This is a genomic window from Pseudoalteromonas sp. C8 (assembly GCF_011378685.1).
GTDB classification, from domain to species: Bacteria; Pseudomonadota; Gammaproteobacteria; order Enterobacterales; family Alteromonadaceae; genus Pseudoalteromonas; species Pseudoalteromonas arctica.
In genome coordinates, this window is the sequence record NZ_WTKT01000032.1 from 1 (window position 1) to 25,597 (window position 25,597).

At 38.9% G+C, this 25,597-nt stretch carries 29 protein-coding genes; 9 read left to right on the plus strand and 20 right to left on the minus strand.

Features of this window, described 5'->3' with window-relative positions:
• Positions 1-217: 217 nt before the first annotated feature.
• Positions 218-697, plus strand: a complete 480-nt coding sequence (locus GQR39_RS19520; protein ID WP_024596401.1) for an RNA-binding protein — start codon at positions 218-220, stop codon at positions 695-697.
• On the opposite strand, the gene murI is transcribed toward GQR39_RS19520, so the two are convergent.
• Together murI and GQR39_RS19530 are read right to left on the minus strand one after the other, a co-directional pair.
• On the minus strand, positions 660-1,460 hold the full coding sequence (gene murI / locus GQR39_RS19525; RefSeq protein WP_165736392.1) for a glutamate racemase: 801 nt from the start codon (positions 1,458-1,460) through the stop codon (positions 660-662). The two genes, GQR39_RS19520 and murI, sit on opposite strands and share 38 nt — an antisense overlap.
• Before the next feature lie 65 nt (positions 1,461-1,525).
• Positions 1,526-2,665, minus strand: a complete 1,140-nt coding sequence (locus tag GQR39_RS19530; protein WP_165736393.1) for a DUF5610 domain-containing protein — start codon at positions 2,663-2,665, stop codon at positions 1,526-1,528.
• A gap of 162 nt (positions 2,666-2,827) precedes the next feature.
• Here GQR39_RS19530 and trmA point away from each other — a divergent pair, with 162 nt between their 5' ends.
• Positions 2,828-3,925: a tRNA (uridine(54)-C5)-methyltransferase TrmA gene (gene trmA, locus GQR39_RS19535; protein WP_007582854.1), complete on the plus strand. Its 1,098-nt coding sequence runs from the start codon at positions 2,828-2,830 to the stop codon at positions 3,923-3,925.
• Positions 3,926-3,935: 10 nt separating this feature from the next.
• Here trmA and GQR39_RS19540 read toward each other — a convergent pair whose 3' ends face one another.
• The 5 genes from GQR39_RS19540 to ccoG all read right to left on the minus strand — a co-directional run bounded on the left by GQR39_RS19540 (position 3,936) and on the right by ccoG (position 8,258).
• On the minus strand, positions 3,936-4,388 hold the full coding sequence (locus GQR39_RS19540) for a DUF523 domain-containing protein (RefSeq protein ID WP_010555408.1): 453 nt from the start codon (positions 4,386-4,388) through the stop codon (positions 3,936-3,938).
• Positions 4,389-4,453: 65 nt separating this feature from the next.
• The gene (locus tag GQR39_RS19545; RefSeq protein ID WP_010555409.1) at positions 4,454-5,092 is read right to left on the minus strand and encodes a thiol:disulfide interchange protein DsbA/DsbL; all 639 of its coding nucleotides are present in this window, start codon (positions 5,090-5,092) and stop codon (positions 4,454-4,456) included.
• Positions 5,093-5,108: 16 nt separating this feature from the next.
• Positions 5,109-5,732, minus strand: coding sequence for a thiol:disulfide interchange protein DsbA/DsbL (locus GQR39_RS19550; protein WP_007586563.1), 624 nt, complete (start codon positions 5,730-5,732; stop codon positions 5,109-5,111).
• A gap of 34 nt (positions 5,733-5,766) precedes the next feature.
• Positions 5,767-6,741: a serine/threonine protein kinase gene (locus GQR39_RS19555; RefSeq protein ID WP_101217255.1), complete on the minus strand. Its 975-nt coding sequence runs from the start codon at positions 6,739-6,741 to the stop codon at positions 5,767-5,769.
• Positions 6,742-6,827: 86 nt separating this feature from the next.
• The gene (ccoG, locus tag GQR39_RS19560; protein ID WP_007586568.1) at positions 6,828-8,258 is read right to left on the minus strand and encodes a cytochrome c oxidase accessory protein CcoG; all 1,431 of its coding nucleotides are present in this window, start codon (positions 8,256-8,258) and stop codon (positions 6,828-6,830) included.
• Positions 8,259-8,546: 288 nt separating this feature from the next.
• Between ccoG and GQR39_RS19565 the strand changes: the two genes are divergently transcribed.
• Both GQR39_RS19565 and GQR39_RS19570 read left to right on the plus strand, forming a co-directional pair.
• A complete protein-coding gene (locus GQR39_RS19565) occupies positions 8,547-8,906 on the plus strand; it encodes a hypothetical protein (protein ID WP_007586569.1) in 360 nt (119 codons plus the stop codon).
• On the plus strand, positions 8,906-9,112 hold the full coding sequence (locus GQR39_RS19570; RefSeq protein WP_007586570.1) for a hypothetical protein: 207 nt from the start codon (positions 8,906-8,908) through the stop codon (positions 9,110-9,112). The genes GQR39_RS19565 and GQR39_RS19570 overlap by 1 nt, the downstream gene beginning before the upstream one ends.
• A 27-nt stretch (positions 9,113-9,139) precedes the next feature.
• Here GQR39_RS19570 and GQR39_RS19575 read toward each other — a convergent pair whose 3' ends face one another.
• From GQR39_RS19575 to gspC, 13 genes are all read right to left on the minus strand, one after another.
• Positions 9,140-9,727, minus strand: a complete 588-nt coding sequence (locus GQR39_RS19575) for a UPF0149 family protein (RefSeq protein ID WP_007586574.1) — start codon at positions 9,725-9,727, stop codon at positions 9,140-9,142.
• Positions 9,728-9,749: 22 nt separating this feature from the next.
• Positions 9,750-10,508, minus strand: a complete 759-nt coding sequence (locus tag GQR39_RS19580; RefSeq protein ID WP_007586576.1) for a type II secretion system protein N — start codon at positions 10,506-10,508, stop codon at positions 9,750-9,752.
• A gap of 3 nt (positions 10,509-10,511) precedes the next feature.
• Positions 10,512-10,985, minus strand: a complete 474-nt coding sequence (locus GQR39_RS19585) for a type II secretion system protein M (protein WP_010555411.1) — start codon at positions 10,983-10,985, stop codon at positions 10,512-10,514.
• On the minus strand, positions 10,982-12,190 hold the full coding sequence (gene gspL / locus GQR39_RS19590; protein ID WP_165736394.1) for a type II secretion system protein GspL: 1,209 nt from the start codon (positions 12,188-12,190) through the stop codon (positions 10,982-10,984). The genes GQR39_RS19585 and gspL overlap by 4 nt, the downstream gene beginning before the upstream one ends.
• Entirely contained in the window at positions 12,187-13,176 is a 990-nt protein-coding gene (gene gspK, locus GQR39_RS19595; RefSeq protein WP_007586581.1) for a type II secretion system minor pseudopilin GspK, read from the minus strand. Before gspK ends, gspL begins: the two co-directional genes overlap by 4 nt.
• A complete protein-coding gene (gene gspJ / locus GQR39_RS19600; RefSeq protein ID WP_010555413.1) occupies positions 13,169-13,807 on the minus strand; it encodes a type II secretion system minor pseudopilin GspJ in 639 nt (212 codons plus the stop codon). Before gspJ ends, gspK begins: the two co-directional genes overlap by 8 nt.
• Positions 13,808-14,182, minus strand: a complete 375-nt coding sequence (gene gspI, locus GQR39_RS19605; RefSeq protein WP_002962039.1) for a type II secretion system minor pseudopilin GspI — start codon at positions 14,180-14,182, stop codon at positions 13,808-13,810.
• Positions 14,182-14,769 carry a prepilin-type N-terminal cleavage/methylation domain-containing protein gene (locus GQR39_RS19610; protein WP_010555414.1) on the minus strand — a complete coding sequence of 196 codons (588 nt, stop codon included), beginning with the start codon at positions 14,767-14,769 and terminating at the stop codon, positions 14,182-14,184. The genes gspI and GQR39_RS19610 overlap by 1 nt, the downstream gene beginning before the upstream one ends.
• Positions 14,770-14,818: 49 nt before the next feature.
• Positions 14,819-15,241, minus strand: coding sequence for a type II secretion system major pseudopilin GspG (gene gspG, locus GQR39_RS19615; protein ID WP_007586585.1), 423 nt, complete (start codon positions 15,239-15,241; stop codon positions 14,819-14,821).
• An 81-nt stretch (positions 15,242-15,322) separates the two neighbouring features.
• On the minus strand, positions 15,323-16,558 hold the full coding sequence (gene gspF / locus GQR39_RS19620) for a type II secretion system inner membrane protein GspF (RefSeq protein WP_002962033.1): 1,236 nt from the start codon (positions 16,556-16,558) through the stop codon (positions 15,323-15,325).
• Between the two features lie 2 nt (positions 16,559-16,560).
• Positions 16,561-18,126, minus strand: a complete 1,566-nt coding sequence (gspE, locus tag GQR39_RS19625; RefSeq protein WP_010555415.1) for a type II secretion system ATPase GspE — start codon at positions 18,124-18,126, stop codon at positions 16,561-16,563.
• Positions 18,119-20,182, minus strand: coding sequence for a type II secretion system secretin GspD (gspD, locus tag GQR39_RS19630; protein ID WP_165736395.1), 2,064 nt, complete (start codon positions 20,180-20,182; stop codon positions 18,119-18,121). Before gspD ends, gspE begins: the two co-directional genes overlap by 8 nt.
• Before the next feature lie 23 nt (positions 20,183-20,205).
• The gene (gspC, locus tag GQR39_RS19635) at positions 20,206-21,147 is read right to left on the minus strand and encodes a type II secretion system protein GspC (RefSeq protein ID WP_024591433.1); all 942 of its coding nucleotides are present in this window, start codon (positions 21,145-21,147) and stop codon (positions 20,206-20,208) included.
• A gap of 210 nt (positions 21,148-21,357) precedes the next feature.
• Between gspC and hslR the strand changes: the two genes are divergently transcribed.
• The 5 genes from hslR (at position 21,358) to GQR39_RS19655 (ending at position 25,186) form a co-directional block, all read left to right on the plus strand.
• Positions 21,358-21,780: a ribosome-associated heat shock protein Hsp15 gene (gene hslR, locus GQR39_RS19640; protein ID WP_165736396.1), complete on the plus strand. Its 423-nt coding sequence runs from the start codon at positions 21,358-21,360 to the stop codon at positions 21,778-21,780.
• Between the two features lie 12 nt (positions 21,781-21,792).
• Positions 21,793-22,638 (plus strand): Hsp33 family molecular chaperone HslO, encoded by an 846-nt coding sequence (hslO, locus tag GQR39_RS19645; RefSeq protein WP_007586592.1) that lies wholly within the window; start codon positions 21,793-21,795, stop codon positions 22,636-22,638.
• A gap of 267 nt (positions 22,639-22,905) precedes the next feature.
• Positions 22,906-24,444: a phosphoenolpyruvate carboxykinase gene (locus tag GQR39_RS19650; RefSeq protein ID WP_010555418.1), complete on the plus strand. Its 1,539-nt coding sequence runs from the start codon at positions 22,906-22,908 to the stop codon at positions 24,442-24,444.
• Positions 24,445-24,627: 183 nt separating this feature from the next.
• Positions 24,628-24,810, plus strand: coding sequence for a PepSY-associated TM helix domain-containing protein (locus GQR39_RS20365; protein ID WP_232785090.1), 183 nt, complete (start codon positions 24,628-24,630; stop codon positions 24,808-24,810).
• Positions 24,776-25,186 carry a PepSY domain-containing protein gene (locus GQR39_RS19655; RefSeq protein WP_240918230.1) on the plus strand — a complete coding sequence of 137 codons (411 nt, stop codon included), beginning with the start codon at positions 24,776-24,778 and terminating at the stop codon, positions 25,184-25,186. Before GQR39_RS20365 ends, GQR39_RS19655 begins: the two co-directional genes overlap by 35 nt.
• The last annotated feature ends 411 nt before the right edge of the window (positions 25,187-25,597 follow it).

Genomic DNA, 25,597 nt, shown 5'->3' on the forward strand with positions numbered 1-25,597 from the left:
AAAACAGATCAACCCTTTTTTTAGATCTTTTTACTGTTCGAACAAAAATAGAACAAAACTACGTAAAACTATATGAAACCCCGCCTAAGGTGATGCTTTTTTGTGCTCTTATTTATAATTTAATACAAATATCATTGCTATGTTTGATTTAGACGTTAAGATAGCAAGTTCACAATGTTAAATTAATGTTTATTTCCTGTTTATTGGTAGATCTAAAATGAAATTACCCGATCAAAAATCTTTTATCTTCTCTGTTATTCTTGCTGTAGTTGGTTTTGTTGTTGTTGAGTTTGCTTTAGGCGGCTTAGCTTTAAACCCTGCATTACTATTTGGTGCTGGTTTATTAATAGGTGCAATTGCTATTGCTGCAATATCATCTGATGTGACTGAAGAAGCTGAAGTTAAAACAAAAACGCTTTATGTTGGTAACCTTCCTTATCGTGCAAACGAAGGTGTGGTTCGTGCATTATTTGAAGAACAAGGCAAAGTATTCAATGTTCGTTTATTAAAGGATAAGAATACTGGCAAACGTCGTGGCTTTGGTTTTGTTGAAATGGCGCAAGCTGATGCAGACAATGCAATTGCTAACTTGAACGATAGCGAGTTCCAACAACGTACTTTAAAGGTACGTGAAGCAAAACAAAAACAAGAAGATGATTCTAATGCTCTACGTACTGAGACGGATCAGTCAGTGTAACTAGCTTTACCGCTAGCTTATTGCTAAACACATCAGCCGTTGCATAATATTGCAGCGGCTTTTTTATGTCTGTTAGTTTATTCACACAGAAGTTAAGTTGGTTAAGTAGGTAGTTGACTCTGTTTGCTATCGCTACACCTGAATCAAGTAATTTTACATTCCCTTCAAAATACTGACTAATAGGCTCTGCTAATATTGGAAAGTGCGTACATCCTAATACAAGTACATCTATAGTTTTATCTATATGTAGGTCATCAAGCACTTGATGCAACTTGTTTGTATCCAAAGACTCTGTAAAAAAGTATTGCTCAGCTAAAGTTACTAACTCCACACTGCTATATAGATTAACGATTACATTACGTGCATGCTCAGTAATTAATGTTTTAGTGTATGAACTGGCGACCGTTGCCGGTGTGGCTAATAAGCCAATATGATTTGAACGTGTTAACTCTGCCGCAGGTTTTATTGCTGGCACAACACCTACTATAGGAATATCTGTCATTTGGCGAACAGCGCTAAGTGCAGATGTAGAAGCGGTATTACACGCTATTACAATTAAATCAACGTTAAGCGTATTAGCTTTGATGAAATGAATAAGTGAGCATAATCGGTTAATGATGGTTTTTTGGGATTGAGCACCATAAGGTAGTAATGCATTATCCATAAAATAACTGTACTGAGCATTGGGGATACTGTGCTTTATATGCTCAAGTACAGTAGTTCCACCAATACCTGAATCAAAGACCATTATATGCGCTGACAAACTACCGTTCCCACTTTACTTTAAGAACGGCAGTTTGCCATGAGGTATTTATAAAAGAAAGTAGTTTAACTTTGCGTGGTTTCTAAATCCGTAAGCCTGTCGGCCGCCGAATTTAACTGATTAAGGTTTTCGAACATAGACTTTGTGTAATCTACTAACTTATCTATTTGTTCCTGATCTTGATTTAACCATTGGAGAATGCCAGCTAGCTGATTTTGTAATCCAAGCTCACCCGCTTTTTCAAAAGCATTTTTAAGGTCGTCATTAAAAGGAGCTAAACCCTCCGCTACTTGTTTTTCTGGTGCTGGTCTATATTCTTCATAGCTTTTAACTGTTGCTATTGTTTTTGTTTGGCGTAAATCCATAGAAAAAGCCACCAGCTGATCGCTGTCTAAACTCAGCTCTTGCGCTTGTTCAAATGCTTCATCTAAATCACCACCAAAAAAGGTTTTACTTAAATCTTGTAAGTCTTCCATCATTACATTAATAGCTTCTTGCTCTTGCTCATTTAAGTCACCATTAACCGACATCGAAAATGATACCTGTCGAGATTGCGATGATGAGCTTGCAAACGACTCACTATTACTGTTTTGCTGATAGCCACTTGCCGATTGAGATTCAAATGCATCTGCAAAGCTAATACTTACCTCGTCACCTTCTGCGGTGGTAAATTTATACTCTGCATTACTCGTCATACTGACATATTGAGCCTGGCTTATATTTACGCTGGCAGGTTGTGGGTTAAATAACGACTCTTCAAACTTATCGAGCCCATTGTAAATTCCCTCTTTGGACTTATTAATCCCCTCTTCCATGTCATCATTAAATACGCCTGTACCTTTGAGTTCATCAACAGCGTCGTCAATCCCTATTTGGACTCCTTTGCGCGCGTCGCCTAACATATCTTTGAGCTTTTCGTCATCAGCGCCGTTAGCTTTTGCTTTATTAACAGCACTACTTACAAAATCGAGTACGTTTTTTACTATTTCATTAAAATCAAATAGTGGTTTATCTGCTTTTTTTTCTGCGATAGGCAATCCAAGCTGCTCAGCCATTTTATCGCCAAGTACCTTTGCGGCCAACTCTCGGCCTCGTTGTTGATAGCTATCTTGAGGAGACGTAATTGTAGGTTGCTGTATATCAGCTTTATTATTGAATTTATTGATGTTGTTGTTTGGCATAAAGCCATAGTTACCTATTTTCATGATTCGTCTCCTAAGCGTGCGTAATTTATTATCGGCTATAACAATAAAAACTAAAGTACAATGTGCAATAAAACAGCATAAATGCTAGCCAAAACTAGACAAATACGTAGCGCTCCCTACAATAGCGCCGATAAACAGATCTTAGATAAGGTAGTAGCGTTAATGGCAGTTATTAAAATAGATACCACACAGTACCAAACGCAGTTAAGTGAAAAAGAGCAGCGTATTAGTGCACAATTCCAACGTTTTGGTGTGGAGCAACTAGAAGTATTTAGCTCAGAGCCAACTAACTACCGCCAACGTGCTGAATTTAGAGTATGGCACGACGGTGACGATCTGTTTCACATTATGTTTGATCAACAAACAAAAGAAAAAATCCGTGTTGATACATTTGATCCAGCAGCGCCTCTAGTTGGTGAAATAATGCAGGTGATGATTGAGCATCTTAAGCCTTGTGAAATATTACGTCGTAAGTTATTTCAAATCGATTACCTATCCACGCTAAGCGGTGAAATTTTAGTAAGCTTGCTTTATCACAAACCACTTGATGATGAATGGTTAAGTGAAATTAAAGCGCTTAAAGAAAAACTAAGCAGTAAATACAAAATTGACTTTATCGGCCGTGCTCGCAAACAAAAAGAAGTGCTGGGTGATGACTTTGTAACTGAGCGTTTAACAGTTAATGGTCAAGAGCTTATTTATCAACAAGTAGAAAATAGCTTTACTCAGCCTAATGCAAAAGTAAATATTAATATGCTGGAGTGGGCGCAAGATTTATGTAAACCACTTAAAAATGATTTATTAGAACTGTATTGCGGTAACGGTAACTTTTCAATTGCGTTAGCGGGCTGTTTTAATAAAGTATTAGCAACAGAAATATCAAAATCATCTGTTCATTCTGCTCAATACAATATTGCTAAAAATAACGTAGAGAACTTAGATATTATTCGTATGTCTAGTGAAGAGTTTACTCAAGCAATGAATGGCGAGCGTACTTTCTCTCGTTTAGACGGTATTGACCTTAAAAGCTATGACTGCCAAACCATATTAGTTGATCCACCGCGCGCGGGCATGGATGAATTAACGTGTGACTTAGTGGCTAACTACGAAAGCATAATTTATATATCGTGTAATCCTGAAACCCTTGAGCGTGACCTTGATCACCTAACACGTACGCACAACGTTAAGCGCTTTGCTATATTTGATCAGTTCCCATATACACATCACATTGAGTCGGGTGTTTTCTTGCAGCGCAAATAACCAGCCAAAATTAAAGTGCCAGTACTTTTATAAGTGCTGGTATTTGCTCTTCGCTAAATACTTGAATACCATTTTTTATTAATAATGCTGTAGTTAAACCTAGCCCTTCGATTTTTACTCCGCGATGCTTTCCATCATATATTGTATTTCGTCCGCAAGAAGGGCTCGATTCTTTAAGTAGAGCAAAACGAACTTGATTCTTTTTACAGAGTTCTAGCGCTATATTAGCTCCAGTTTGAAACTGTTCTGTTACATCTTCTCCTAAATTAGTAACTACACTCCCCTGTATTATTTCAGCAGGAGCTCTAGGAGTAGGAAGCCCACCAGCGACCTCAGGACAAAACACAATTAATCTATTTTGTTTTTGCCACAAATTAAGCTGTGGATGCAAAATTGCGTGTCCTCTACCATCGTAGCGAACAGGCTGCCCTAGCAAACAACTCGATACTAATATTTTTTCCATCGCTATATCCTTATAAAGCAAAAAAGCTCCTTAAGGAGCTTTTTTAGTTTNAGTTTTAGCTAAACTTACTTGTTAGCTAAGTAATTAATCAGTTTGCTAATATCTTCTGGTTCAGTAATACCCGACTCACGACCTAGGTTTAATTTATACTTACCATTTACAATAAATGTAGGTACGCCACGTAGTGCGCCTTTTTCTTTAAAGTAGTCTTGATCGCGTTTCATTTTAGAGCTCAGCGTACGTACCGAGAAGCTTTTAAACAGCTTATCAAACTTATCGCCATCAACGCCCTGCGCTACAAATATATCTTTTACATCTGCAAGCTCATTAAAACTAGCGCGCTTTGTATGAATATGATTAAAGATTGCAGAGACAATTTTATCTTTTTGCGGAAGCACTTCTGCAGTAGCGAGTGCTTGGCTCATCATCTGTTGGTTTTCTGGGTCGCGTACACCTACAAAATCAACATGGCTCTTTTTAAATTTAACGTTTTTATCAAGCTTAGGCTTAAACTCACCAATTAGTGCTTCCATGTTATTACATGCAGGGCAGTAAAATGAGAAAAACTCTTTAATTTCTGGCTTTTTTGTTGCGCGCTCAGAAACAACGTCGTAATGCACGCCTTCTTCATACGTTGCTGCAAAGCTTGTTGCCGCCATAGGAAGTAGTACTGCAAGCAAACCTGCTTTAACTAATTTAATCATTATTATGCTCCGAAATTTATAGTGCTAATAAAAACGCTACTAACTCATCAAGTTCTTTTTGATTTTTGATGGTGTTGAGGTTTATTTTATATTTATCGTTAACAATAAAAGTAGGTACACCTGTAAGTGCGCCTAATTTTGAATATTTATTTTGTTTGTTTTGCATTGCTTGCTCAGCCGAAATAACTGGCATGCTTGCAATTTCTTGATCAAACGTTGCGCTATCAATACCGTTTACTTCAAGTAATTTTTTAACGTCTTTCATTTCAGTTAAAGGAGCACGCTGAACATGAATACTTTTAAAAATTTGATCGCTAATACTCTGCGCCTGACCATGCTGCTTAGCAATTAAGTAGGCAAAGCTTAAATTACTTTGTGCTTGTGGCGACACGCCACCTAAAAAGTTCACGTGGTTTTTAATAAACTCCGCGCCTTCTGGCAAGCCTTGTTCAATTGCTTTTGCTACTGGTTCAAACTTAAAACAATGTGGACAGTAAAATGAGAAAAATTCGGTTACTTGTGGTGATGTACTTTTGTCTACATCAATAACAGTGTATTGATTATCAACTTCAAACTGTGCAGCAAGTGCTGCAAATGGTAAACATAAAAGTAATAAACTCAGTTTTAATTTTTTAAGCATTTGTATCTCGTTGTACTTGTCTTTAAATAAAATATTACGGCAATAACTTTAACGGTGCTTCTTGCAGTGCTGCAAGTTGCTCCTTCAGTGCTAAAATTTGTTGCTCCCAGTATTTGTCATCAGCAAACCATGTAAAGTTCCGCACAAAGGCAGGATCGCTCCATCGTTTAGCTACCCATCCCATATAATGGATAATACGCATCGCTCGCAGCGGTTCAATTAATTTGAGTTGAGAGTGATCAAAATCACAAAACTCTTCATACGCATTCACAAGGGTGTCTAACTGTAACAGTTGCGTCGCTCTATCGCCACTGAGCATCATCCATAAATCTTGGATTGCAGGACCTTGGCGGCTGTCATCTAAATCAACAAACATGAGCGCATCACCTGCCCACAAAATATTACCAACGTGGCAGTCACCATGTAAGCGAATACTTTGCACATCTTTATACTGTTTTTGCGCCTGCTCTATCACTAAATCTAAAATAGTATAAAAGGCAGTATTTATTCCCATAGGCACTAAGTTACTTTTTTGAAGATGAACTTTGGCTGTATGTAAATACTCCTCGCAGGTAACTGTTGGCCTATAAGTAAAAGGCTTTGTTTTAGCTACTTGGTGCATACGGCCAATTAAACGCCCCATTACATCAAGTTGATCTAAGTTATCAACCTCAAATAAACGCCCGCCGACACTTGGAAACAACACAAACAAATAACCTTCGTGTTCAAACAAGCTTTTCCCATTATATAAAATAGGGGCAACAACAGGCACTTCCGCTTCTGCCAGTTCAAATGCAAAGTCATGCTCTTCTTGAATTTGCTCTTTACTCCAGCGCTCTGGGCGATAAAACTTCACTACGTAACGCAGACCATCATCGGCTTTAAATTGGTACACTCTGTTTTCATAGCTATTGAGTGCCAACAAACCAGATTCGGCGTACACACCTACGCTTTCTATTGCATCGAGTATTAGGTCAGGTGTTAAGTCAATAAAACTAAATTTACTCATACTCTTCTTATATAAAATAAAAAGCGGGTTATATACCCGCTTTTGTTAATTGCTATATCAACTTACCTATTTAAGGTAGGTTGTGATTATCGCGCTTTAAAAAAGTTACTCGACTGCGATATTGTCTCATCCGGCTCATCTACCGGTGAAAGCACAAAGTTAAACTCTGTCATCGACACCTTCAAATCATAAGGGTCCATTACAAGCGACAATGGCACATTATGAGATTGCCCTGCCTGCACAGTAAATGACTGCTTACCAATATACTTAAAGTTATCTAACCCTTGCACTTTAATATTAAAGGTTTGCTCGTACTGCGCTTTATTAATTACCTTTAATGTATAGGTGTTCTCTACTAAACCATCAAAATCGACACGATATAATTGATTTCGATCACGAATGATATCAAAGTCCATTGTTTTACGCAGCGCTATATTAGCTACAAGTGCTCCCGTAAGCACAACAAGTATGACCGTGTAACCAATGATTTTAGCTCGTAGTGGATTCGTTTTATTTTCTGGGGTTTCGAGGTTTCGCTCTGTCGTATATGAAATAAGCCCACGCGGGTATTCCATTTTATCCATTACGCCATCACACGCATCAATACATGCACCACAGTTAATACACTCAGCTTGTAACCCATTTCTAATATCAATACCTGTTGGGCACACTTGAACACACAAGTTACAGTCTATACAGTCGCCTAGCTCTAAATCTTCATGATCTACTTTACGTGAACGAGGACCACGGCTTTCACCACGGCTTTCGTCGTACGTTACAGTGTATGTATCTTTATCAAACATAGCTGATTGAAAACGAGAGTAAGGGCAAATGTGTAAACACATAATTTCTCGCATCCAACCGGCATTACCATAGGTACACGCAGCAAAGAAAATAATACTGACTAGTGCATAACCACCCACGTTAAACGTTACAAAATCAGGAAGTAACTCTCTGATTGGCGTAAAGTAACCCACAAAAGAAATAGCGGTATATAACGAAAACAATACCCAACTAGTATGCTTTGCCGTTTTACGCCAAAACTTATCAAAATTCATGGGTCTTTGATCGAGTTTTTTACGCTGATTAGCTGTGCCTTCAAGCTTTTCTTCAAACCAAATAAAAATAAAGGTCCAAACAGTTTGCGGACATGTGTAGCCACACCACACCCGTCCATAGAAGGTGGTCACTAAAAACAGCGCAAATGCTGCCAGCATAAAAATAAACGCTAATATGGTAAAATCTTGAGGCCATAGCGTTAAACCAAAAATATTGTATTTTTGACCAATTAGATCAAACAGTACTGCTTGCTGGCCGTTAAAATTAATCCAAGGAAGTAACATAAACGCAAGTAGGCCTAAAAAGCCAATGCGCTGCCTAAGTAATTGATGTAGGCCTTTTACGGCACGCACATAAATACGATTTCGGGGATTGAACCTATCATCTTGACGGCTTAAATCCGGTTTTTGGATTTTCACCTCTACAGGGATATTCTTTACTTTAATTTGCTTGTCCATCGAAGTTCCTCAACGCCGCTTGGAAATAAAAATCCAGCAATACTCAAGTACTCTATACTTAAAGCTAGCAAGTTACTTGCTAGGCAGATTTACTTTAATAAATTGCCTTCTCGAATACTTTCAGATATTTCAGAAATATCTGACTGCTGTTAACCATTATAACAATGTTGGTTAAAATTACTGGCATAGATCGCTAATAATTTATTCATCCCAGTTACTTGCTTTTAAAATGCAGTTTATTACACTGCATGGTAATTCAACCCTACTTAGATCAAGGTTTACGTATCCATGAAAAAATTTATTATTTTGGTAGTTGTGATCCTTGCCTTTTTTACAATCGATCATCCGCTTATAAAAGAACCTCGCGAAAGGTTATTAGGTGAAGGCATTGGTTTTTTAAGTGATGCAAGTAAGGTTAACAGAAGCCCTGCTGCAAATATGGCTAAAAATAGAATCAGCACTCAACTTAAATTGTCTGAATCTGAGGGTGAGTACGTAGAAAAAACGTTTACAACAGATGACTCTGTTCAGTTATTTCACCTACGCTATTGTCGTGAACGTGACTTAAACCTTTATTTTTATGGCGATCGTTTAAATACAGTATGTAAAATAGTGACTGAAGCATTAGAGCAAAAGCGAGCAAAGTAGTGGATTTTTCAGGATTAAATAAAAAAGCAAGCGACTCATTTCATAAACAACGCAATATGCTCAAGCAATTAGCACAAGGCAAAACGTTAAAGTGTGAGAAGTGTAATGGGGTTTTAACACTTAATTTAGCCACCAGTGAACCTGGTAAAGGCGTAGTAAAGTGCAAACAAGGCTGTACGGATATTATATTAGAGCTAGGCACTTAGATTAAACTAAGCGCCTGGTATTAATAATTACTCTTCCCAACTCTCGTCGGTTATCAAACCGCTATTAATTGCGACCACTTCAATTAGTTCAGCAAACCCTAATGCAAAGTCACCCATTGATTCATATTGGTACTGACACAAGGCTTCTATAGTCATGTTATTTTGTTTGGCAATCTGAGCTATTGCTAGCTGGTCGAGTGCAAAAAAGCTTAATGTACTTAACGCACTTTCTAATGCTTGTTTAAAGTCAGTATCTAATTGCGGTGCATTTAATAAAGGCTCTGCGTAAGCTTTGGTTGCAACTAAGAAACCTTTACTCCATGACTTACAAAATTCAGCATCAAATGTGTTAGGCAATTTGTATCCTGTTTCAAATACTTGCTCACTAATTTTATGATATAGCGCCATAAACAAGAAAAGTACTTCTTCATCTAAATCATTAGCTGTATTTGGCAATATCTGCTCAAGCCACTCATGCACATCTAATGGATTGGGCGAACAAATAACGCCAAATAAATAGCCTTGGCTTTGTTGAAGGGTCATTGCTTGTGATTGGGTATTTAAAAATGTGCTGAGCTGCTTTGCGTGCAGCTCAGTAAATTGGGGTATTTGCATTAAAACTCTTTATATTCAAACATTAAAAGTTGAGCGGGTAACGACCTTGGCTATCTGGTCGGCCTAAAAATTTAACCGCATCATGTACATCTTTAGGTAAGCTAGCATCTGGTTTTACATAACCTGCCACACTAAAGTCGAAATTAGCTTTAAGTGTAGCATCTGCCTCAAGGCCAAGCGTATTATCTGGGTCAATTAATATAGCAATATCGCCCGACTTACAGCTTAACTTACCAGCCAGAGGGCCAATATTAAACCACCCATTTAAGCCTTGCACGTCAATATTAGGGCTCGCTATTTCACCTTTTAGTGAATCACAATAAGGTGCACCTGAGCTGTATTCATCAAGTTCTAAAATTACACGCCCTTTAGCGGTTACAGGTAGGGGAAGCTGCACGCGCTGCATTGCACGCTCTACTGTTGAGCGCACTAGGCCGTCAGTCACTTTAACTTCTTGATTAAAAAGCCCATAACTTACATCAGCATAACCCGAGATATCACTACGCTCTCGTGCATTACCAAACTTCACATTCGCATTTAGCTTGCCTGTAAATAACTTCCAACCAGCAATGTCCCAGCGCACATTATTTAACTGTTCACCATCAAAACGAACTTGCATCATTTGACCTTGCCAAACAGTGCCTACAGTTTGCCCTACTTCTAATTGCTTTGGAAAGTACGGTTTTGCTATATCTAGTGCAATATGTGCTGGTAATTTAATAATACAAAACACAATAAAACTAATTAAAAAGACAGCCGATAACGTTATTATTTTTTTCATTAATTAATTCTCTAATACTAAACGGCTTACACGCACATAGCCTGATTTATCATCGCGGCTCAAATCTAAGTTTTCAATTTTTAAGCCGTGCTGATTCACTAGCTCATCTAACCACTCTATTAACTGATTAAATTCTACAGAGTCGAGCGTCAAACGTAGCGAATCACTACTTGGCTGCATTTTACTAATACTTATTTGATGGCGCCCACGTGTAGAATTAACAATTTGGCTTAAGTTTGCATTGCTAGCAACACTGGTGTTACCCGCAGCCTTTAGTTTAACAATACTGTCATCAACCCAAGCTAATAGCTCTTGTTGTTTAATTTGAGATTGCTGTGCCTTTTCTATCGCATTATTTAATGGTCTAAATATTCCCATTACTAAAACAAAAATAATAAACACGCCACCAGCGACCATTACCAATTGTTGTTCTTGCTCTTTAAGCGAGCGCCATTGTTGCATTAACTGCTTTTTCATACTGCACCTCGCAGTTTAATTTCACCAACGACATAATCACCGTCGTTATTTAAAGACCCTTGCTCAACAGTTAAACCTTGTTTTTCAAGTATGATTTTTACTTTACCAAAGGTTTGGAAGTCTTTAGCACGTGCACGAATGCGCAGCTCATTGCGACGTTTGTCATAACGAAGTGTTTCAGGTGTAAATTCGCTAACTTGCGAAAATACATCAACCAAATTAGTCGTTAAGTCTAAAAAGTCCGACTCACTTGAGCCTTGCACTTTATCTAACGCGCCTTTAATTTGGCTTTTAATTAGATTGGGGCGAACTTTAGTTCCTGGAAATGCTTTTTGGTATCTGTCCACTACTTGAGCTTTAGCTAATTCTACTTGTGTATTAAGTTGGTGTAACTCAATAGCTTTTATTGTAATGGTAGAAACCAATGCAACACTTGCTATAATTGCGGCGCCTTTCCAGTAACCCCACCATAAAGCGCTTTGCTTTTTAAGCTGATATACACCTTGGCGTAAGTTAAAATTAACGCTATCTAACTGCTTTGCAAATAATGCTAGAGGTAAGTCGTACTCACTTGTTTGCGCTTGTAAGTTAACGCTTTCTGGAAACTGACTAGCTGGGCTAAAATGCTTAATATCAGGATTACCCATGGCTGTTAAGTAGCCATTTAACCAACTAGATTCAACCGCACCAATATGCCATTGCCCTTGCTTAAATAACCATTGGTTATTGAGCTCGATAGCGGTGACTGCGCCATCATCTGCAAGCGGTAACAACAAAGCATCGGGTAATATTCTGTATACTGATAGATTATGCTCTACAAATAATGCGAGCCATTGTTCAAACCATTCACGGTCTGTCATTGCTACACGAATTGCATGTTGCTCACCAAGCATTGTCGGCTGCGCTACTGCTATAAACAGTTCATCTACGTCACATGCTATATCTTCCTCCAGCATGTATGGCAATGCTTGCTCAAGCTTGCGATTCCATTTTGTTGGCAAAGCGACCGTTTTTAATTGCACTTGATCACTTGGTAACAACACAACAACTTCTCGGGTAAGTGCTTTTTCGCTTAGCTCACTTAAATGCTCTGCATTTGGTAACTCGCCACTGGCTATTATTTCTTGTTCTTGTGGTGAGTAAATTAACCAATTAAGCAATTCTTGCTCGGTTTGACCCGTGCGGATCAACAGTATTTCTGTCACTGTACGCCTCCAAATTTTCGCGCCAGTATCGTTACGTCACCGTCTTTAGCGTGCAGTAATGTGGTCATCGAAAAACGCAGGTCGACAAAATTTGCCTGCGTTTGTAATTTAAAATATTCGCTTTTAATACTAAATAAACTTTTGACTGAGTCGGTATTAGTACCGCCTTGTTGCTTCACCTGTTCAAAAAATTCATCAATGGTGTCAAAGCCAGTTTGCGGTCTTGCACCTATCACAGCCTCTGCACCAGATAAGCTCAAGCTTTCTATTAAGGCACTGAGTATAAGTGCTTGCTCTGGGATTAATGTATTTACGTTAATAGATAAAAGCGTACTGCCTGGTATTACACATACATATGGCAGTACTTTTTCCATCACTAATGGGTTGAAGCCCTTAACCAAGCGTAATTCCGATGTTGATGCAAATAAACTATTGGCTGTCATATACGGAAAATCTCGTGATAAATACTCGTCTTCTTCTGCGCCTGAGCGATATGTAATACTGTCCTCGTCAAGCCAATCAAATACGCTATCTGCCATTGTCTCTTCTGATTCATCAGCAGGTAAATCTTCAATGTTTTCAAGTAATGCAAATAGTGCTTTATGTGCAGGGTTTGTTTTACTTGCGCTATTTTCTTCTGGCGCTATGGCTAAAGCATTTAAATTTAGACATGCTTGTAAATCAGTAATTTTGCCACTTAACGTGCCGTTATCAACAGGGTATGAAGCATCCCCTTGAGTTGCCCAAACTTGATCAAGTGTTGTTTTATCAGCATCATCTTTTTTACTTTGTATTAGCCCTTTAATAGCAAGCTCTTCTGCACCGTAGGCATACCATTTAGCTTGCTGGTGACCTTGCAAATTAGTGCTTTTTTGCACTTGAACCATTAAATTAGCACTCATTTCTACTGCTAAAATAGCCGCTAATGCCACAATAAACAAAACAATAACAAGTGCTGCGCCGCGCGATGATTGCTGCTTAACCATTATTCACATCCGTACTTTGTGTAGCAACAACTTTGCCTTGCCCAGGAACTAAAAATACACGACGAATTGGCTCTGCTTCTATTTGTTGCAAAGTAACAGCAACCGCTTTAGGGAGAGCTTTAATTTCCCACTGTTCCTGCCATTCGTTTTTATCATCCAAAAACTCAAACTTAAGCTCTTCAACATTTTCTAGTACACGTTGAACTCGCGGCTCCATATTATCAAGCTGATCAACATAAACCCGATAAACACGCTCAAGGTTATCGTCTATCACTCTATAACCAACGGCTTGTAGTTCTGAACGTGGCAATAAATTAATTGGATTTATCCAGCCATCTCGTACAAACGCGATACCATCGTATTGGCTTTCTAAAACGTAACGACCAGCAAGTAAGTATTGTTCTTGAACATCACCAGATTCGTTTCGTACTGCACGTTTAGTCATTTGGCTAAAATCTTGATCCATTAACCTAAATGTTGTTTGCAACCCATTTAACTCAGCAATTTTTTCATCGGAGGCATCTTTTGCTCTTGTTGTCGTCTCGAGTATTTGATGAGTAGCAATAATAACAAAAGCTAAAATACCCAGTGCTACCATAACTTCAAGTAATGTAAACCCACGCTGCTTCACTTACTTTTTGCCTTTATTGAGATACGTTGATAACTCATATGCCGAATGCTCATATTTTTCATCCGTAAAAACATTTATGGTTAACTTAACAAAGCTTTTGTCAGCAGTGGCTGTTACTTCTTGCTGCCAAAACCATTCAACACCGCCCATTACTTCGCTGCCTTTAAGGTTATTTTTACCTTGCCATTGTTCGCCTTTAGTACGCTGTTCAATAATAACGTTTTCGGCGACCCAAGATGCATAGGTTTGCTCTTCAATAGTCGTTAAGTGGTGTATGTGCTCGCTTGTTGCTTGCATTGCAGCTATACCCGCCATGGCACAAATACTTAATGCCACTAATACCTCTAATAAGGTAAACCCTTTAGTGCGCTTCATTATTCTGGCTCTCGGCGAAAGTTTACTGGTGCAGCAAATTCACCTTCAATGTAATACACAGGTTCGCTTTGCTCTTTTAACTCTAATATAAGTTGAAACGCGCTTACCTCACCTGATGACAAAATAAGTACTTGTGGGATTTTCAACTTTTTAAGCTCAAGTAAGCTGTCTTCATCGCCGCCACTCATAAGCTCGCGCCAGTTAGATTGCTCTAAGAGGTTATCTTGCGCCCACGCTAAATCTTCTAAGTTAAGCGTGAGCTTTAATCTTTCATCTAACTCTATTGGTTTAAAAAGATCTTCACGGTCAAAGGTAATCCACTTTTCACCATCGAAAACTAAATACTCTAACGTATTTTCTTCTACTAATAAGCCCAATTCAACTTGGTTTAAAATGGCAAATTCCGATGCCATGTTAATGGTGGTATGCAGCCTTAATGCTTGAGTATCTAACTCTTCCTCAGCACCGCCTTCTAAGCTATATACCACCATTTTTGTAGCAAAAGCGATGATCACTAATACCACTAAAATTTCTATTAAACTAAAGCCTCTGCTTTTTGCATGGCGCTGCTTAAGGCTTGCTTTCATAGCAAGCCTCTAGAATTAACATGTTCATACAAAGCAGTGTACTTAAGCATTATTGTTTTTCTTCGTCCCAGTTACCGATATCATCATCAGTACCTACTTCACCATCTGGGCCCATAGAAAAAATATCAAACTTGCCAATTTCACCTGGGCTAATTAGCTGATATAGATTACCCCATGGATCTTCTGGTAATTCATTAATAAAACCACCGTCAGGGAAACGTTTTGGAACCGGTTCAATGCTTGTTTGAGTAACTAGCGCTTCAAGACCTTGCTCTGTGCTTGGGTAGCTCTTATTTTTAAGCTTGTATAAGCTCATTGCATCTTCTAATTGTTGAATATCTAGATGCGCTTTATCGATAGCAGCCTCTTCTTGCTGACCCATAATGTTAGGTGCAACAATTGACATAATCATTCCGATGATAACCAGTACCACCATCACTTCTAGTAAAGAAAAACCTGATTGTTTATTCACGTAATTACCTCATTATTCTAAAAACATTAAGTAAAAATGGTTTAGGTAAAACCATTAATATATTTAAAAGTTTATTCTAACTTAAAGTCCAACAGCTTTATTCATCGCCATTATTGGCTGCAATATTGCCATTACTATAAATAATACAATAACCGCCATTGAGGCGATCATCGCAGGCTCTAGTAGTTTAAGCGATACATTAACCATGCTCTCAAATTCGCGATCTTGGTTATTTGCAGCACGCTCTAACATTTGCTCTAGTTCACCTGATTTTTCACCACTTGCTATCATATGCAGCATCATTGGTGGAAACAACTTAGTTTGCTGAAGTGCAGCTCTTAAGCTTGCACCCTCACTCACTCTATCGGATGCATCTGCAACCGCTTTTTTAATTTTTTCGTTGATTAATACGCCACCCGAGATACGCATCCCCTCGAGCAATGGTACCGAGCTTGACGATAAAATACTTAAAGTACGCGCAAAACGTGCGGTGTTAATACCACGAGCCACTTTACCTATACCTGGCATATGTAGCACTCGGTCATCCCACCAAAAACGTATTTTAGGCTGCTTAAGTGCATGCTTAATACCAATGGCTATAGCTGTAATCGCTATTAAACTAATAAACCAATAATTTTGCACAAAATGGCTGCCTGCCATAACCCATTCGGTTGTCCAAGGAAGTACTTGTTTCGTTTTTTCAAACGTTTTTAATATTTTTGGTACTACGGTGCCCAGTAATACCGACACAATACCAATTGCAAATACCACTAATATAATGGGGTAAACCATAGCCTGAGTTATTTGGCTACGCATATGTTGGCGCTGCTCGGTATAGTCGGCTAAACGATTAAGTACTTGGTCAAGGTGACCCGACTTTTCGCCTGCGGCTACCATTGCACGATATAAGTCGTCAAAAACATGAGGAAACTCACTAAGACCATCGGCAAGTGTGTAACCTTCAACCACTTTTGAGCGTACCGACATAAGCATACGCTTTAAACGCGGCTTTTCGCATTGCTCAGCAACCGCCATAACAGCGCCTTCAACAGGAAGTGCCGATTGAATAAGTGTTGCTAATTGCCTTGTAATTAATGCTAAGTCTGAGGTTGAAATTGTCGGCTTAAAAAAGCCACCGAGTAAAGGGGCTTTTTCGCCTTTGACTTGTTTATCACTTTGCGCCGCAGGGACAACTTCAAGCGGCGTAAGTTTTTGATCACGTAAAGTTTGGCGAATTTGTTTAGCTGTATCGGCTTCTAAAATGCCTTTTTTTTCTTTACCTCGGCCATCTAAGGCACGGTATTCAAACGCCGCCATAGTTAACCTTCCTCACGGGTAACACGCAATACTTCTTCAAGTGTTGTTTTACCTACAAGTACACGGCTACAACCATCTTGGCGAATACTTGGGCTGCGCTTACGAATGTATTTTTCTACGCTTTGCTCGCCTTTACCGTTGTGAATCATTTCGCGTATTGTTTCATCAACTACAAGTAACTCGTGAATACCCGTACGACCACGATAGCCATTAAAGTTACACTCCTCACACCCTACTGCTCGATAGATTGTCGGTTGGCTTTCAAAAGGAACCCCTAACAGCTGGCATTCATGCTCATCAGCCGTGTGACCTTCTTTGCAGGTATTACACAATGTACGTACTAGCCGTTGCGACAACACACCGAGTAACGACGATGAAAGTAAGAATGGTTCAACTCCCATATCTTCCATACGTGTAATTGCACCCGATGCGGTATTAGTATGCAGAGTAGACATAACAAGGTGGCCGGTAAGTGACGCTTGAACACCAATTTGCGCAGTTTCAAGGTCGCGTATTTCACCCACCATTACCACATCAGGATCTTGGCGTAATATTGCACGTAAACCACGTGCAAATGTCATATCAACTTTTGCATTAACTTGTGTTTGCCCAATACCTGGAATTTCGTACTCTATCGGATCTTCAACGGTAAGAATATTGCGATCGCGTGAGTTAATTTGGCTCATACCAGCGTATAGGGTGGTACTTTTACCAGAGCCCGTTGGCCCTGTTACTAAAATAATGCCGTGGGGTTTACTGATTAAATCTGAAAACAATGCACGATTATCTGCAGTCATACCTAAATCTTCAAGGTTTAAGCGCGCGTTGTTTTTATCAAGTAAACGCAGTACTACGCGCTCACCAAAGCTCGATGGCATTGTAGATACACGCACATCAACTGCACGCCCAGCAATACGTAAACTAATACGACCATCTTGTGGAATACGTTTTTCGGCTATATCAAGCTTAGCCATTACTTTAATACGAGACACAAGTAACGATGCAAGTTTACGATTAGGCTTAAGTACTTCTTTAAGCACGCCATCGACCCTAAAGCGAATAACAAGCTCTTGCTCGAAGGTTTCGATATGAATATCAGAAGCCCCTTCTTTAATCGCTTCACTTAGCATGGCGTTAATAAGCTTGATTATTGGCGCATCATCGTCACCAGCCAGTAAATCTTCAGTTTGCGGAAGTTCATCAGCAAGTGAGAATAAATCAACCTCGTTGCCAATATCTTCCATCATTTGTTGTGTTTCAGAGCTATCGCGTTGGTATGACGCTTCAAGCAATAGCTCAAATTTATCATCAGCCAATTGCTCAAGTGTAAAACCATGGCCTGCGATACGGCGTACTTCTAATAGTACTTCCACATCTAGCTCACCACGGTAGTAAACTATGCGGTGATCTTTGTTTTTGCCAAGTAACACACCTGCACGTCTTGCATAGGAAAACGGCAAACGCTTTGCTGGTAACTCAACTAACACATCACTCGTTAATAGCTCATCCTGATTATGCGTTTTAGGATGAACCACATCTTGGTTTATCTCTTGAATCGCATTAGTCATCTTTACGCTCTTGTGCATTTTGTTTACGCAGAGACTCTTCATACGTAGGGGGAAGTACTAATTCGTCATTCCACTCAGGTAAAATAGGCGTATCAGTCATTGGCATTAACTCAATACCGTCTTCTTTTTGTTTAAACTGCTCACCACGAATAAAGTTATATTTATTAAAGCTTAACTTATTCATACTTACACCATCTCGAATAATGGTTGGGCGAATAAATACAATAAGATTACGCTTACGGCGCGTTGTATTTGTTGATCTAAACAAGTGACCTAAAATAGGAATGTCGCCTAATAAGGGCACCTTAGAAACACTTTCTTGTACGTCTTCGTCAATTAAGCCGCCAAGTACAACCATACCGCCATCATCGGCCATAACTGTTGTTTTAATTGAACGCTTATTTACTGAAATATCAACCGCAGTTGCACCACTTACGCTCGATACTTCTTGCTCAATCGTAAGCTGTACCGCTGAACCATCATTAATCTGAGGCGTAACAACCAATTTAATACCGACTTCTTGACGCTCAACTGTTTGAAATGGGTTAGCATTGTTACTGCCTGTTTGTGAGCCTGTAATAATAGGTACTTCTTGACCGACTAAAATAGAGGCTTCTTCGTTATCCATTGTAGTAATAGAAGGGGTAGCCAAAATATTTGAATTTGTATCAGTGGCAACAGCCTGAATAATTGCGCCCCAATCATTTTTAACAACGCCCAGCGCTAAACCATTAATGCCACTTAGCAATGAAGCAAGCGCATCATAGTCACCCTCAGTCGTTTCATCATAACTAGTAACGTTTCCTGACTCTGTACCAATGATAGTCTTAGTTACCGTTGTATCTTGTGCTTGCTCTGCAGCAACAGCTAACGAGCCCACGGGAACCGTAGTGCCGTTGTTAAACTGCAGCATACCACCCTGCTCAGAAATCCACTGCAGCCCTAAGTTAACCCCGTCGCCTTCCATTACTTCAATAATAATCGCTTCAACCAGTACTTGGGCACGGCGAATATCAAGGCGTTCAATTACTGATTCAAGTGATCGCATTGTGTCTGGCTGTGCGGTGATAATTAATGAGTTTGAGTCTGGGTGAGACTCTATACTGCTTTCATTATTGCTTCTGCTACGAGTTTTAGTAGTACCGCCTTGCGCATCATCAACAAGTGACTTACTAACACCTTGCAATACTTTGACTAAATCTTCAGCTTTAGCATAATTTAGGTAAAACACCTTGGTGTTACCTTGGCTTTCTAGCTCACCATCTAAGCGCTTAATAAGCTCAATAGCACGTGTACGTGCTTGGCCTTCACCACTTACAATAACGCTATTAGTTCGGCCATCAGCCACAACTTTTGGAATTAAAAATTCAGGTACGCTGCCTTTACCGCTGTCTTTATAAATATTGTCTACTACAGAGACAACATCATCAGCAGTCGCATATTTAAGCTTAACAATGTCTACACGTTTGTCACCCGCTTGATCAACAGAGCGAATAATCTCAACTAAGCGATTAACCGATGCAGCATGACCTGTTAGCATCATTACGTTAGCCGCATTAAAGTTAGCAACGTGGCCACCATCTTTTTGATCGCTAAATTGACGAACTAGAGGACCAAGCTCCTGCACACTTACATTTTTAACACGTACAACACGCGTAATCATCATGTCGCCGCTAGCTTCACTACCTTCGTCAATAAGTGGCACATTTGATTTTTTAGCGTCTGAACTTTTTTCGACCTTAATTATGCCATTGTCCATTTCAACAGCTGAGTAGCCATAAACTTCCAATACATTTAAGAAGAACTGATAATAAAGTGCTTCGTCCATTAACTCATAACTGCGAACATTTACCTTTCCGCGCACGTTAGGGTCAATAATGACTGTTTTATTAAGGTTTTTACCAACAATATTAATGAACTCGTTGATATCAGTTCCTTTAAAGTTAGCAGCATATTCAACAGCAGAAACAGACAAAGAAATACTTGCCGCCAAAAAAAGTGCTGCGTACTTAGCTAACCCTTTTTTAATTTTTTTGAGGTGTAGCACCTGAACCATCGTATTAAAACTCCAAAGCTAAATTATTGCAGACTAAATTGCACATCAATTTGTTCACCATCACGTTCTATAGTGATATTGGCATCTGTACTATTACGCAGCTCATTAATAGCTGACATAGCCTGTTTTAAATCTGTTAATTGATAGCCATTTATAGAAATGGCTAAATCGTTATTTTTTAAACCCATTTGCTTAAACAGCTCAGGCTCTTTACCTGGACTTAAGCGATATCCAATTAGCTCACCATCATTCATGGCTTGTGAAACACGTATATAGTCAAATAGCTTGCCCGGCTCTTCGAGTAACTCTTCACGTGTTTCTATAATTGCTTCTTTAACGTCTGGATCTGCAGTGGCATCTATTTGTAGATCACTTGGTTCTAATTTTTGCGGACCCATTTCAGCATCATCACGCGCAGCGAGTACTGGCATAGATACTTTTTTACTAAAATCGAGTCCATCAAGCATTAATGTTTCAAAGCGTCCATTAACACTCAAAATAATACGATCCGGCAATATTTGTGCAACTTCAGCACGCGTGCCCGATACTACTTCATCAACAAGATAGCTAACTTGCTTACCTTGTGATTCAATAATTGCGATACCTGCTTTGTCATCGTTATTAACCGCTACGATACCGGTTAAATTGATACTTAAGCGCGTTTCTGGCGCATTATTTATTACCTGCGATTGCTTTGCAGTATTATTGTTGTTTGTTACAGTTTTTTTACCAAATAAAAATTGCTCAATAATATGCTGCGCTGAGTTGTTACTCGCACCAGATGACTGGTTAGCATAATGAGTAGGGGTAAGTAGAGTTACTGGTGGTTTTGGCCACAAAAGCCAAACAAGTTTTGATAATAAAAATGCAAGATAAACAACAACTAACAGTGTCACTAATGCACTTAACTTAGCATGCGGTAAACGAGTTAAAAATTGTTTTAGTTGTTGGATTTGCTGTTCCATAAATAGTGTTCTTATTTTAATTTACTGCGTTAGCGCGTACCCATAGTACCCTTTCATTTTTCTTTCAACAAGCACACTAATATTAAACTTTGTAAACAGATTAAATTAACTTTACATAACAGTACAAAAAGTAAACTGCCGTTGTAATACCTTCATCCTACGATGATTTCATGATAAATTTTAAGCTATAAAAACGTGGGGGAATGCCTTATGGGTAAAAAAAGTAATGCTAATACCAGCTCAGACCCTGTAGATGGGTTAAAAGTTCGATTAGATAAATGGTTATGGGCTGCGCGATTTTATAAAACTCGTGCAGTTGCACGCGAAATGGTGCAAGGCGGCAAAGTACATTATAATGGCCAACGTACAAAAGCGAGTAAAATAGTAGACGTTGGCGCAAAAGTAAAACTGGCTCAGGGCGTAGATGAAAAGCTGATAACTATACTCTCAGTGCTTGAAAAACGTCAAAGCGCCCCCATTGCACAGACCATGTATCAAGAATCTGATGCAAGTATTGCTAAACGCGAAGAAAACAGCATCGCACGCAAAAATAACAGCTTTTTTGCTCCTCATCCGGATAAAAAACCGGATAAAAAGCAAAGACGCGAACTTTTAAAAATGAAATCAAGTTAGGTATAGCCGCTCATGCAACAAGATTTACTTCACCGTTATTTATTCAACGAACTAGATGTTCGTGGCGAACTCGTACAAATCGAGAATGCTTATAATGAAATGATTGCCGATCATAATTACCCAGACCCAGTTAAAGCATTACTAGGTGAGTTACTTGTTGCAACCTGTTTATTAACCGCCACTTTAAAGTTTGAAGGTGAAATTGCAGTACAGCTTCAAGGTGATGGCCCAGTTAAATATGCAGTTATAAATGGTGATGATAAACAAAACATGCGTGGTATTGCACGCCTGCAAAGCGAAATTACGGGCACAACTGTAAAAGAGCTTATTGGTCAAGGCTATATGGTGATCACTATTACACCAAGTAAGGGTGAACGTTACCAAGGTATAGTTCCGCTAGAGCATGATACTCTGAGTGAATGTATCGAAAGTTACTTTGAACAGTCAGAGCAATTAAAAACACGCCTTTGGTTTGCAACCGACACAACAGAAGGTAGCGCAAAAGCATGTGGTCTATTTTTACAAGTACTCCCAGTTGATAAACAAAAATCAATTGAAGACTTTGCACACCTAGAAGCATTAAGTAACACCATTAAAGATGAAGAACTATTACACCTTGATGCTAATACTGTCCTTACACGCCTTTATCACGAAGATAATCCTCGCGTATTTGAACCTCAAGCGATTAAATTCAAATGTGGTTGTAGTCGTGATAAAACAATTACTGCACTTGTTAATATTGGACAAGAAGAACTACTCAAAGACGTAGCTGAAAAAGGGTCTGTTAATATTAACTGTCATTACTGTTTAAAAGAGTATGTTTTTAACGAACAAGATATAAAAAGCATTTTCAACTAAATGTTCAGCTTCATCTATATATAGTAATTAAAGCCGCAAAATATGCGGTTTTATATTATAAAAAGATGATACCGGTGTCATCTTTTCTGCTAATTTCATGACACCGGTATCATTGAAATTATTCATGTTTTTTCTTAAATATATGTGTTTTTAGAGGCTTTACGGGCTCGAATATCTTAAAACCTTCTGTTACTATAATTTCAGTTTAAGGGCACTGATAACCCCAGAGCTATCCGTTCAAACTCTCACACATAGTTAGGTATAAACATGACTACAGGCGCTACACGTTTTGTCGATTTAACCGCAGCTGAACTTGTCGAGCATGCGATCCGCCGTGGCGAAGGTACTTTAGCCGCAAATGGTGCTTTTGTTGCAATTACAGGAAAACGAACTGGTCGTTCACCAAAAGATCGTTTTATTGTACAAGAAACAACAACTCAAGATGATATTCAATGGGGCAACGTTAATCGTCCATTTGATGCAGACAAATTTGACGCATTATGGGCTCGCGTAGAATCACATGTTCAAAGTAATGACCACTTCACCTCTCACCTAGAAGTTGGCGCAGACCCTGAGCATTATCTACCTGTAGTTGTAACTACAGAAACAGCGTGGCACCATATTTTTGCCAAAAACATGTTTATCGAACCGCAAAACTATAACGCTTCAAACTTACCACAATGGCAAGTAATGAACGTCCCTTCGTTTGTATGTGAGCCAGAACGTGATGGCACAAATAGCGATGGCACCGTCATTATTAACTTTGCACAGCGTAAAGTATTACTAGCAGGTATGCGTTACGCCGGTGAAATGAAAAAATCGATGTTTTCTGTACAAAACTTCCTACTACCAGCAAAAGGTGTATTACCAATGCACTGTTCTGCTAATGTTGGTGAAGCAGGCGATACAGCATTATTCTTCGGTTTATCTGGTACGGGTAAAACAACTCTTTCAGCAGATCCTACTCGCTTTTTAATTGGTGATGACGAACACGGTTGGGCACCTGGAAGCGTGTTTAATATTGAAGGCGGTTGCTATGCTAAATGTATCGACCTGTCACAAAAGAACGAACCTGTAATTTGGAATGCAATTCGCTTTGGTACTATTTTAGAGAATGTAGTGCTAGATGAAAAAGGCGTTCCAGATTTTAACGATACTAGCCTTACTCAAAATAGCCGTGCAGCATATCCACTTGAACACGTTGAAAAACGTAAAGTAGAAAACCGCGCAGGCGAACCTAAGGCTGTTGTATTTTTAACCTGTGATGTAAGCGGTGTATTACCACCCGTTTCTATACTTAGCGAAGAAGCTGCTGCTTTTCACTTTTTAAGTGGATACACAGCAAAAGTTGGCTCAACTGAGATTGGTTCAACTAGCGATATTGAATCAACATTTTCGACATGTTTTGGCGCACCATTCTTCCCACGCCCTGCTGGTGTTTACGCTGAGCTTCTTATGAAGCGTGTTCGCGAGTTTGGCGCTAAAGTGTACCTTGTGAATACAGGTTGGACTGGCGGCCCTTACGGCACAGGTAAACGTTTTGATATCCCAACTACTCGTGCAGTAATTGATGCAATCGTATCTGGTAAATTAGCGGGTGTTGAAACTCAGCACATTGATGTTTTAAACCTAGATGTACCGGTAGCAGTTCCAGGTGTAGATACTAACTTACTTAATCCTATTAATACGTGGGAAGATAAAGCTAAGTACAATGAATATGCAGCAAAACTTGCCGCAGACTTCACTGAAAACTTTGCTAAGTATGACGTATCAGACGATATAAAAAATGCAGGACCTAAAGCTTAAATAAGCTTCAAGCTTGTACTTTAACGCCAGCCAAGAACTGGCGTTTTACTTTCTAAATACCTAATTTAATAAGTGCGACAAAATGCCGCACAACTCATATCAAAAAACCATATAATATACCGCGTAATTAATCATTCCTTAATGCCCAATAAACCTGCATTACTCATTACGGCTATTTAATTAATGACACTAAAGCTTTCATGGCGAAAAATATTCAGGCGGTTACATTTATACTTAGGTCTATCGGTAGGTGTTTTACTTACTATTATTAGCCTTTCTGGCTCCGTATTAGTTTATTACCCACAAATAGACTCACTGTTAAATCCAATTAATGACACTACCACTAATACAAATACAGCCTTGTAAACAATTCAATATTCCTTTATCGCAAGCAATACTAATAGCACAAAAAGCATTACCAAGTGCGCGTTTAGCTTGGATTGAAACACCATCAAACTTAAATGCCATTTACAGATTTAGATTTCAAACTGTAAACGATCCTTCGTATCGCTTTCCACATAGTTATATAGAGGTTAATGCACTTACAGGGAAGTTAGAGAGCATGTTTAATATAGATAAACAAAGTACGGCCAGTAAAATTAAAAACTGGATACACCCTCTACATGACGGCAGCATTGGTGGTAACATTTTAAAAGTCATTTGGGTATTGAGTGGCTTTGGATCTGCAGCATTGTTTTTTATTGGAGTGTATAGATGGTTAGTTATAACCAATAGAATATAAAATAAACTTTACGCTAATCTACTTAGTTAAATGTTCTATTTGAGGACAAAAATTTCTTTATATCGTATATCAGAAATTTCTAACGCAATTAGTGTCAAGTTCAATCCACTAAATTGATTAGGTATTATTGCCGATTAGTATAATTATCAGGTATGTGTATTTATTCTGCACGCGCTAAAACTACAGTTAGTTACAGATGTAATGCGGTAAATCACTTAGGTAAACTTAGCGCACAATAGTGCCCCCCAATTAATTGCCTACTAGTGTCTGTAAATAAGGCTATATACCTAATGGAAATGTCTAATAGGCTACTGAATAGTTAGAGCAAGGCTCTTTACAATGTGAAGCCGATGACTTGTGATCACACCTACACCGGTGGATAGTCGCAATGCAAATGCTACTTTATTGGCC